Here is a 2,336-nt window from a genome sequence, read left to right as displayed (position 1 = left end):
GGGCAGTCATGGCGTTAAATTTAAAGATGACAATGAGGTTCGTATGGTAACTTGAATGGCATCAACGGTAAAGCAAATGGGATAAACGGTAGAAAGGTCGTCTGAATGGAGGTTTTCAGACGACCTTGATAGCTGCTTGGTTTTTAGCCTAATCTATACTTGTATTATCTAAGATAACAGAATCATGACAGTAAGCTTTTTAGCCACTCAATGAACCGATCAAACCAACTTCCTTTATTTTCCTTTAAAGATTTCTGTTCAGATTGGTTAGGAACCCTATCTACACATTCACCTCTAATATAATCTTGAACCCTAAAATGACCATTTTGATCTTTTTTAAGGCAAATTGTATCTCCAAAACCAGTGAAATTCGGCTCTATCCTTAATTGTTCATTTTTATTTGGATCAGGATGTAGATCAATTGCATAAATTTGTTTGTCTTCTAATTTTATACCTGGAAAATTTGAAGAATCCAGCATAATACATTTTTCTTTATTTGGATAATTTTCTTCAAATGTTGTCTTATAAAATATACTATGAGAATTCCTTGTATCCCCTTGAGATATATTGGATATATTTATGAAATACGCGCCAATTAATTCAGATCTGTCAATATAAAGACACGGGGTGTTATTAACTATCTTGACATTCACTCTACCATCAGCATAAGGAGATTGAGAAAAAGCATTACAATTAAATGTAAATAACAAAATTAACAATGAAGAAAATATTTTTGTATACATAAAAATCCTCTGAATTTAAATTAACCCTTATTTAACTTTAAGGGTGACTCATTCACATATTTTGAAGCAACATAGCTAAAACCACTCTCATTGCAAAGAAATAATAAAAACTGTTTCAGAGATGTATTTCGATATCAAATGGATGTCTTTAAATTGCAAAAGTAAAAAGGAATCAATTCTAGGAGCCCCCCTGTTTGTCGCCATCGGTAATTTTCCTGTATCGGTAATTTTCCTGTAAACAACATGCAACCACTTGGTTTGATCTTACAGCGATTAGTGCGACTAACTTACTACGGTTCCGTGACCGTATTTTCCTTTTGCTGCGGACTATGAAGTGGATTGCGTATACTTCATAGCCTAATCTTTCTAAGTTTAGTTACACATGTTGAATATAAATGAAATTTCCCATTTTCCTGCTAATTAAAATGCAGGCCAACCAGTAATGCTCCCTAGAAATAGCTAAATCATTTTGTTTTAATTTTCAGTGTCTTAAAAAATTTTACAAGAATAATTTATCTCTATCATGAATTTGATTATTGGGATGTCAATATTAAATTTTGTGAAATTATCTATCGATAATTTTTTCCCCAGTTTATAGATTTGAGAATTTTATTTTTAGGGTTTACCAAAAAGTCCTTCAAAATATACTTTCGGTTTTGTTGTTGTGAAATTAGTAAATATGATAAATAATTTCTTGCTGTAGTTGGATAATATTTTACCAAAAAATAGTGGGCAATAATTTGTGCTTGCTGTTCAATATTGAAATCTTTGAATTCCTTTTTTGCGTCCGCTCCAAATAAATCATAAGCATAAGCTTTTGCGTCAGCTTCATATCCTCCTTTTGCTTTAAGAGCAACTCCTCTGCAAACCACGCTCAAATCCATGGCATAATACTGCCAAACATGCGCCATTTCATGTATAAACCATCGTATATCATCTGTGTCTTTTTTTGCAGCAAAGTCTTTAATAGTATCATAGGCCTGACTAGGCATATGTATATTCCCAAATGGGGTCATCGCATTTTTTGAGGAATTCGGCATCTCCAAAAGACCTCCTTTGATTATCCATACCTTGTCATAAGGAATGGAATCTTTATACACCAACCTTGCTAGGTCAACTTCATTCTTTGTCAGTTTTCTTTTTACCTCAACTGTAAGAATTACTGGAAAAACCGTATTGCCATTAAACATGTATGTCTGTTCTGTTTGCTCTTTCACAACACCCATAATTTTTTTCCTTAGATATAATACAAATTCTAATATTTTCTGAATTTTCAGTTCCAACAAAGGCAGTTAGTCCTTCACTATCTGTTTTTCCTTTAATGAGTAACTCATCGCCTTTATATATTTCATATCTCACATTAGGTAAAATTTCACCTTGCTCATCTTTCAGTAAAAATTGTTGTACGTAACGATGAAGAGGAGATGCTGGCAAGAACACTTTATTTAAAATACTATTCGGTCCAGTCACCTCCATCGGCGCCTTCACCCTAACCAGCTTCGGACTCCCAATCTCAACCTCCCCGTTCGCCAGTTTGATATACGCCCCTTTGCAGGTAATCAGAATCTCCTCCTTCGCCGCAATGGTGATTTT

Annotated in this window: 3 protein-coding genes; all 3 read right to left on the bottom strand. The window is 33.8% G+C overall.

Annotated elements, in window-relative coordinates:
• Window positions 1-182: 182 nt before the first annotated feature.
• Window positions 183-743, bottom strand: a complete 561-nt coding sequence (locus AAG834_RS13635) for a hypothetical protein (RefSeq protein WP_342032442.1) — start codon at window positions 741-743, stop codon at window positions 183-185.
• Between the two features lie 569 nt (window positions 744-1,312).
• Window positions 1,313-1,969 carry a hypothetical protein gene (locus AAG834_RS13630; protein ID WP_342032441.1) on the bottom strand — a complete coding sequence of 219 codons (657 nt, stop codon included), beginning with the start codon at window positions 1,967-1,969 and terminating at the stop codon, window positions 1,313-1,315.
• A partial coding sequence (locus AAG834_RS13625) for a DUF2345 domain-containing protein (protein WP_342032440.1) occupies window positions 1,926-2,336 on the bottom strand: 411 nt, incomplete at its 5' end. The genes AAG834_RS13625 and AAG834_RS13630, both read right to left, overlap by 44 nt.

Origin of the sequence: Neisseria sp. Marseille-Q2251 (genome assembly GCF_940793045.1) — a bacterium.
Classification (GTDB): domain Bacteria; phylum Pseudomonadota; class Gammaproteobacteria; order Burkholderiales; family Neisseriaceae; genus Neisseria.
Note: the sequence above shows the minus strand (reverse complement) of the source record. Positions and strands in the feature narration are given on the sequence as shown.